Source organism: Collinsella aerofaciens, from assembly GCF_015552075.1.
Lineage (GTDB): Bacteria > Actinomycetota > Coriobacteriia > Coriobacteriales > Coriobacteriaceae > Collinsella > Collinsella aerofaciens_Y.
The window spans coordinates 1-7,551 of record NZ_JADNDZ010000090.1 but is presented as its reverse complement, the minus strand read 5'-3'; the positions used below and the strand labels follow the sequence as shown (position 1 = coordinate 7,551).

Sequence of the window (7,551 nt, the reverse complement as noted above, 5' to 3'; positions counted from 1 at the left end):
TGCGGAAACGCGGGGTCCGTTCAAGCTGTTGCGTTGAGATTGAAAATCAACCAAAGAGTTTTTCGGATCCATTTCGAGCAAATCCCACCGGTTTCATAGGAGTAAACTTGCCCCACTGCAAATGCTCGAAAGGACCGGCATGAAAGAACTCTCCAACCGCACGGCAACGTTTACCGATTCGGTCATCCGCCGTATGACGCGCATCTCCAACAAGTATGGCGCCGTCAACCTGTCGCAGGGCTTCCCCGACTTCGATCCCCCGGCGCAGCTGCTCAATAGTCTGGGCACCATCGCCACCGACCCCAAGCCGCTTTACCACCAGTACTCCATCACCTGGGGCTCCCAGGCCATGCGCGAGGCGCTCGCCGCCAAACAGGAGCACTTTATGGGCATGCCGGTGAACCCCAACGAGAATATCGTAGTCACTTGCGGCTCCACCGAGGCCATGATGGCCGCCATGATGACGGTCACGAACCCCGGCGACAAGGTCGTCATCTTCTCGCCGTTCTACGAGAACTACGGCGCTGACACCATTCTCTCGGGAGCCGAGCCCATCTATGTGCCGCTCAACCCGCCCACCTTTGACTTCGACCGCGAGGTCCTCGAGGCGGCCTTCCGCGACAACGACCCAAAGGCCATCGTCCTGTGCAACCCTTCCAACCCCTGCGGCAAGGTCTTTACGCGCGAGGAGCTCACCTTTATCGCCGACCTCTGCAAAAAGTACGACGCCTATTGCATCACCGACGAGGTATACGAGCACATCGTCTACGCACCCCATGAGCACGTCTACATGGCCACGCTGCCTGGCATGTTCGAGCGCACCATCAGCTGCAGCTCGCTGTCCAAGACCTACTCCATCACCGGCTGGCGTCTGGGCTACACTATCGCCCCTGCCGAAATCACCGAGCGCATCAAAAAGGTCCACGACTTCCTCACCGTGGGCGCCGCCGCTCCCCTGCAGGAAGCCGTCGTCACCGCCCTCAACTTCGACGACAGCTATTACGATGAGGTCCTTGACCTCTATGCCGCCAAACGCGACCTGTTCTGCCAGGGACTCGACAGCATCGGTCTTGAGCATAACGTGCCGCAGGGCGCCTACTACGTCATGATGGACATCTCTGAGTTTGGCTATGACAGCGACCTCGAATTCTGCGAGGACCTCGCGTCTAAGGTGGGCGTGGGCGCCGTGCCCGGCTCGAGCTTCTTCCGCGAGCCCGTCAACCACCTGATTCGTTTCCACTTTGCCAAGCGAGACGAGACGCTTAACGCGGCACTGGAGAACCTCAAGTCCCTGCGTGATAAAATCAAACCGCGCGGGTAAGGACGGCCCGGCAACTAAAGTAACTAAAGAAGCCCCGCACCGCCTGCCGCGTTGCGAGGCTTCGTTTTATGGCGCTTTCTTAAATGGTTTAGAGCTCTATACTTTAGTCATGGAGCAACTCGTCCCAGTGAGAGGAATATTATGGAAGAGCAGCAACTTATCGGAGCGCTCGAGGCCGGCGGCACCAAGATGGTCTGCGCCACGGGCTATGCAGACGGCACGGTCCTGGAGCGTGAGCAGATCGTGACCACGACTCCGCAGGAGACCGTCGAGGCCGTCAACGCATGGTTTGCCGACAAGGGCATCGCCGCGCTGGGCATCGGCGCCTTTGGCCCCACCGCAGTCAACCCTGCCTCGCCCCAATACGGCAAGATCCTGGAGACGCCCAAAACGGCATGGCGCTACTTTGACCTGCTGAGCACCATCCAAAACGAGCTCAATATTCCCTGCGGCTACGACACCGACGTCAACGTCGCCTGCCTGGGCGAGGTCACCTTTGGTTGCGCCCAGGGCCTCACTGACGTTGTGTATCTGACCATCGGTACCGGCGTGGGCGCCGGCGTGCTCTCGGGCGGCCAGCTCGTGCACGGCATGATGCATCCCGAGGCCGGCCACATCCTGGTCACGCGCGACCCGCGCGACACCATTGGCGAGCACAGCGCCTGCCCCTTCCACGACAACTGTCTCGAGGGCCTCATCGCCGGCCCCGGCGTTAAAAAGCGCTGGGATGGCAAGAGCGCCGGAGACATGGCCGATGACTCGGAGGCCATGGACCTGCTCGCCGGCTATCTGGCACAGGCACTCATGACCTACACGCTGTGCTACGCGCCGCAAAAGATCATCATCGGCGGCGGCGTGGCCGACCACACTCCCATCGTGCCGCTCGCACGCAAAAAGTGCGCCGAGATGCTCAACGGCTATATCGTCACGCCCGAGGTCAACGACATCGATAGCTACATCGTCAACAACAGCCTCGAGGGCAAGCAGGGCATCATGGGCTGCCTGGCCCTGGGCGCACAGGCGCTTCAGTAGCAGACGCACCCACGGGGCGTGGCACGCCCGGCAAATCCGACCTACGGAACGACGCCACCACGCCTCATATAAGCCTTCAAATAAAAAAGGCCGCCTAGGACCAAACAATACGTCCTAGGCGGCCTTTTTGGCGCACATCAGCGACCGTAAGAGATATCGGAGCACAACGCCCGTTGCCGCTCCACAGCAGTCGATCATCACATCGGTGATCATTCCAGCGCGTCCCGGCACAAAGAGCTGAATCGTCTCGTCGATCGAAGGAATCAGCAGCAGGAACACCGCCGTGGGCAGCAGCACGTCAAAGGTGCGCCGGCCCTCAAAATCAAAGGCGTGCGTTGCCAGGATGCCGAGCACCATATACTCGGTAAAATGCGCGCACTTGCGAACAACAAAGTTGGTCACCCATTCATATGGAAGTCCCACGCCGTGCAGGAAACCGCGGATAGCTTCCATGACCGTTAGACTCAGTGAGCCCGACCCCGAGCCGGGAACCAGCGAATTGCCCCAGATCAAGAGCGCCATCAGGCAGGTCACGACCGCCCATTTTCGATTGATCTTAACCATGCAGAAGTTATGCCTCCGCGCGGAGCGGCGCAAAGCTGGCGGTACCGCCCTCGATAACGCTCAGATAGGCACGGCCCGTACGCTTGGCGGTAGAGGACTGCAGGCGCTCGATCTCTTCCTCGAGGATCTGATTGACGCGCTCGTGACGACGATTTTCCATAATGCCGGCGGCAATAGCCTCGGCTCGCTCGATGCTCTCGCGCGAGATACGGGCAGTATCCTCGGGGAACACAGCACTGTGACGGCCGACATAGGCGGGGACAGCAGGCTGAGGGGCAGCGACGGGAGCGGGGGCCGTAACAGGAGCAGGCTCGTCAATCTCATCCAGGATCGCGGTGGCGGCGGCCCACATGTCCTCGTGGCCCGAGTAATCGGCCATGGGGACATCAACCTCGAGCGAGGCATCTGGAAGGTCGCCGGTGTTGATGCGATCTTGGGCATCAATCGATGCGGTGATGGCTGCAGGCTCATCGAGGTCATCGAGATCGATGTCCGCGGCACCGGAGATGATAGGCATGCTGGCGAGGTTTGCATTGTACGGCGCAGCCTCAGCCGCCTGCTGCTGGGCAGGAGCGCCCCACAACGAGCTTTCGGCGGCACGGCGGGCGGCAACGGCCTCCTCGTCCGCGGCCATGGCTTCATCAACGTACGAATTGTCGGCAGAAGCGTTCGCGTCCGCCGAGGTAGCGCTGTAGGCGTTATTGGCTGCCGCGTTGGCGACGAGTGCCACGAAAGCCGCCGTGCTGCCCGCAGGGGCGGCCTGGGAGCCAGACACGGCGCGTGCCGCGGCGGCGATGTCGTCGCGATTGAAGGAGCCGGTCTGCCCGCCGTTGGTGAGCTCGTCGATGGCGACTTGATAGACGTCGCGCGAGTGCGCAGGGTCGCAGCTCACCGGCGAATCGTCGTCGAGCATACTGTCGATCATGGACCAAGCCTCGGCCTCGTCCATGGCATCTGCGGCTCGAGCGATGGTAGGGACACCATCATCGGCATGACGGCGCTGGAACGCACCAGTCAGGCCGGAAAGGAATGCCGAGGTAGACTGCTCCGCCTGAGCCTGAGAAGCAGAAGCCGCAGCGTAAGGAGTCGCATCCTGCTGCTGAGCTGGAATCGAGGCGGTCTTGAACTCGCTTTGATGCTGATTGAGATTGGCGGCACCGCCCATGGTATCAGGCTGGAACAGACGCTCTTCACGCTGCGCACGGTACTCGGAGATACCCAGCGAGGCGGCATAGATACCCACGCCCGCCACCGCGCCCACGGCGAAGGGAACCGCACCCGCCACGACCGTCTCGTTCACCGACGAAAACGGCAGCGTCGCGGCATACATAACCACGGGAGCGGCAAGGCCGATCCCGCACGAAAGTCCGGCAAGGACTGCTCGTTGTGTTGCATCAGAAGAAGCCATGAGCTCTCCCCATCTTCCAGCACCCAAATCGCATCATTCAGTTGGCTGCGCGAGAGAAGATGAAGCGGGGCTATGCCCCAAAGCAACGGTATATGGTTCGTTTCATCTGCGTTTTCCGTCGCGAAGCTTAAAAGCTATTATGCGAAACCGCCCTGTCGATTGCAAGCGACGATGTCGGATTGAAACGGGAAACCTGCTGCTTGCCAGTCTTATGGTCAAAAATAAGCGCGGAGCGGCGATATGGAAAAGGGCCGAGGCTCAAAGCCCCGACCCTTTATCGCATTGATGACTATCGCTGCGCGTGGATGACAACCTAGAACGTCTGCTCGTAGTCGCTGTGCTTTTTGGCCGAACGCACCAGGAACTCCTGGTTGGTGTTGGTGCCCTTAAGACCCTTGATAAACGACGCGGCTGCGCGCTCGGTGTTGTTCATGCCGGCAAGAATGCGACGCAGACCAAAGACAAACGGACGCATCTGCTCGTCGACCAACAGGTCTTCGTTGCGCGTACCGGAGGCAACGGGGTCGATAGCCGGGAAGATGCGGCGGTCGGCCAGGTCGCGGTCGAGCTTAAGCTCCATGTTGCCGGTACCCTTGAACTCCTCGAAGATGACCTCGTCCATCTTGGAACCGGTGTCGATGAGGGCAGAGGCCAGGATGGTGAGCGAGCCACCGTTCTCGATATTACGGGCTGCGCCCAGGAAGCGCTTGGGAGGATACAGGGCCGCCGAATCGACGCCGCCCGAAAGGATGCGGCCCGAGGCGGGCGCCGCCAAGTTGTAGGCGCGGGCAAGACGCGTAATGGAGTCGAGCACCACCACGACATCGCCGCCCAGCTCCACGATGCGCTTGGCGCGCTCGATGACGAGCTCTGCCACGCGAGTGTGGTTGTCGGCGGGCATATCGAAGGTCGACGCCACAACCTCACCCTTGATGGAACGCTGCATATCGGTGACCTCTTCGGGGCGCTCGTCGACGAGCAGGCAGATGAGGTGCACCTCGGGGTTGTTAATCGAGATAGACTGGCAGATCTTCTTGAGGATCGTGGTCTTGCCGGCCTTGGGCGGGGACACGATCAGGCCACGCTGACCCTTGCCGATCGGCGACACGATGTCGATGGCGCGACCGGTAATGGAGTCTTTGCCGTGCTCCATGCGCAGCGGCTCGTTGGGATAGACCGGGGTGAGGTCGCCGAACTTGGGACGGTTGCGAATCTGCTCGGGGTCCAGACCGTTGACGGTCGTGATTTTGGCGAGGCCGGCGCGCTTGTCGCCGCCGCGCGAAGGACGCAGCGAGCCCTCGATGACGTCGCCCGTGCGCAGGCGCGCGGAGCGGATGAGGTAGGCGGGCACGAAGGCGTCGTCGTTGGACTTCATGTAGCCATGGGCGTGGATGATGCCGGAGCTGTCCGGGCGAATCTGCAGAATGCCCTTGATGTCGCGGAAGCCCTCGGCCTTCGCGGCGGTGGTGTAGATCTCTTCGACGAGTTCGGCCTTCTTCTTGCCGGTCGTCTCAATCTCGAACTCCTTGGCCTTCTCGCGCAGCTCGGCGACCTTCATGGCCGCGAGCTCCTCGCGCGAAAGCGTGGGCTCAGTCGGAGCGGCATTGCGCTCCTTATTGCGCTGTTTGCGGTCGCGCTGACGGTTGCGACGGTCGTTGTTGCGCTCGTTGCGTTCCTCGTTGCGCTTGTGCTGGCGACGGTTGGAACGAGTGCCGTCTTCGGCCTCGGCGGGCGCGGCAGCATCGGTTGCGGCGGCGTCGGCATTGACCGCAGCGGCTTCATTGGCCTCGGCGCCAGAATCGACCTGCGCTTCGACATCAGCCTGATGCTCGGACGCCTTGGCCTTAGCGGACTTCTTACGACCGCGCTTGGGCTTCTCGGACGCAGGCTGTTCGACGTCTTGGGGCTCGGCGGCATCAGTCGATGCATCGGCGGTCGTCTCGTCGGAATCCTCGGACGCACCCTTCTTGGCAGCCTTAGCCTTGGACGTGCGCTTAACAGCAGTGCGACGGCTGCGACCGGGGCGGACGTCGGCGGGCTCGGCATCGGCGGGAGCGGCCTCGGAAGTCGCAGCATCCTGAACGGGTGCATCGGCAGCGGTTGCAGACTCGGCGGTCGCCGCAGCATCCCGAGCAACTGCGGCTGCGGCTGCGGCCTTCTCTGCCTCGACGAAGGCCTTGGGCTTGCGACCGCGACGGTGCGGGCGCAAAGCCGGATCGACAACGGGAACTTCGCTGGCCTCGACAGGCGCAGCGGGCTCAGTTGGCGATGCGCCCTCCCCTGCCGCGGAACGGACCGAAGCCTCAGTGAGCTCGGGGGTTACCTGTTCAGCAACCTGCTCGGCCTTAGCAGCCGTGCGACGGCGTGTGCGCGGTGCCGGCTTCTCGGTCGGTTGGTCGGCGGCAGGGGTCTCGGGCACAGACGGGGCTGCAAACTCGGTCAGAGCCGCGGCCTCGCGCTCAGCAGCACGACGGCGGGCGCGCACCACCTGAGCCTCGCTAATCTGCGCCAACGCACGTGCCTGCGCGACCTCATCGGAAATCGGCGCCGAGGAGTCAGCTGCAACGGTGCGCTTGGCGCGCGTCGTGCGCGTGGTACGGCGCTTGGGCTTGGTGACCTCCTCGCCGTCAGCAGCAGGCTTGGTCGTGCGGCGCGTACGCTTGGGCTTTGCCGGAGCAGCCTCCTCACCAGTTGCAGGCACGGCCTTCTCAGCCGCTGCAGGCGTAGGCGTCGAAGCAGCCTTAGGCGTCTCAGGAGCCGAGGCTTGCGCGGGCGCCGCGACCTGGTCCGACGCAACCGGTGCAGCGGGAGCGGTCTGCGCCGTCGTTATTTCGTTTTCTTGCTGTTGATCAGACACAGTGTTTGCTCAACTTTCTTTTCAAGCCCTGTGATCACATGCTCCCTGCATAAACCTTCAGGGCGGCTAAACAGTCTAGTTCCGTTCAAAACGACGGACATCATTGATCTGTATCGAGATGATTGCGTCATATACGCAGCGTTAGTGTAACACAACCGCCGCCACCTGCAACTTAGTCATTGGGAACGCTCTTAAACGACTAGTCAAAAGGGACAATCTTTGGTTTAACACCCACAAATCTGACTGCCTCCGCCAAAACTATGGCGGTTTACTACGATGAATCGCTCGACCGCGACCACTCCGAAACTTGTTGAACTAAAACCGACGCTCCTATAAGTTGTCAAGAGGCAGTTTGCGGGAGCGTTCTCT

General features: G+C 61.6%; 5 protein-coding genes. 2 read left to right on the top strand and 3 right to left on the bottom strand.

Translation table 11 applies throughout. The features are described from left to right. Nucleotides 1-139 precede the first annotated feature (139 nt). Nucleotides 140-1,321, top strand: coding sequence for a pyridoxal phosphate-dependent aminotransferase (locus tag I2D41_RS06890; protein WP_195364012.1), 1,182 nt, complete (start codon nt 140-142; stop codon nt 1,319-1,321). A 141-nt stretch (nt 1,322-1,462) separates the two neighbouring features. Then, nucleotides 1,463-2,353: an ROK family protein gene (locus I2D41_RS06885; protein WP_195364011.1), complete on the top strand. Its 891-nt coding sequence runs from the start codon at nt 1,463-1,465 to the stop codon at nt 2,351-2,353. Between the two features lie 114 nt (nt 2,354-2,467). Here the strand turns inward: I2D41_RS06885 and I2D41_RS06880 are convergent, their stop codons facing one another. The 3 genes from I2D41_RS06880 to rho form a co-directional block, all read right to left on the bottom strand. Then, on the bottom strand, nt 2,468-2,917 hold the full coding sequence (locus I2D41_RS06880) for a VanZ family protein (protein WP_006235485.1): 450 nt from the start codon (nt 2,915-2,917) through the stop codon (nt 2,468-2,470). A gap of 7 nt (nt 2,918-2,924) precedes the next feature. Beyond that, nucleotides 2,925-4,325 carry a hypothetical protein gene (locus I2D41_RS06875; RefSeq protein WP_195364010.1) on the bottom strand — a complete coding sequence of 467 codons (1,401 nt, stop codon included), beginning with the start codon at nt 4,323-4,325 and terminating at the stop codon, nt 2,925-2,927. A 313-nt stretch (nt 4,326-4,638) separates the two neighbouring features. Beyond that, complete coding sequence (gene rho / locus I2D41_RS06870) at nt 4,639-7,182, bottom strand: transcription termination factor Rho (RefSeq protein WP_271741675.1); 2,544 nt, start codon at nt 7,180-7,182, stop codon at nt 4,639-4,641. Nucleotides 7,183-7,551: the final 369 nt, after the last annotated feature.